Source organism: Sphingomonas sp. Leaf33 (assembly GCF_001421785.1).
GTDB lineage: Bacteria > Pseudomonadota > Alphaproteobacteria > Sphingomonadales > Sphingomonadaceae > Sphingomonas.
Genome location: NZ_LMLB01000018.1, coordinates 1 through 402, shown reverse-complemented (window position 1 = coordinate 402; position 402 = coordinate 1). Strand labels below are relative to the sequence as shown.

Below are 402 nucleotides of genomic sequence, written 5' to 3'. Positions count from 1 at the left end.
GACTTCAATCAAGAGCTTGCACCCCATCATTTAATCTTCCAGCACCGGGCAGGCGTCACACCCTATACGTCCACTTTCGTGTTTGCAGAGTGCTGTGTTTTTATTAAACAGTCGCAGCCACCGATTTTTTGCAACCCCGTTGGGCTCCCTCTGTACGAGTTCACCTACTTGGGGCATACCTTCTCCCGAAGTTACGGTATCAATTTGCCGAGTTCCTTCTCCTGAGTTCTCTCAAGCGCCTTAGAATACTCATCTCGCGCACCAGTGTCGGTTTGCGGTACGGTCGTCAATAGCTGAAGCTTAGTGGCTTTTCCTGGAAGCAGGGTATCACTCACTTCGTCTGCAAGCAGACTCGTTATCACCCCTCATCTAAGCCCGGCGGATTTGCCTACCAGGCACGAC

1 rRNA gene (only partly in view) is annotated in these 402 nt (G+C 51.5%); it reads right to left on the bottom strand.

Going from position 1 to position 402, the window contains the following annotated elements:
• Positions 1–402: ribosomal RNA gene (locus ASE86_RS15535) — 23S ribosomal RNA — on the bottom strand; its annotated part reaches 1,037 nt to the left of the window's first position; the annotation flags it as partial.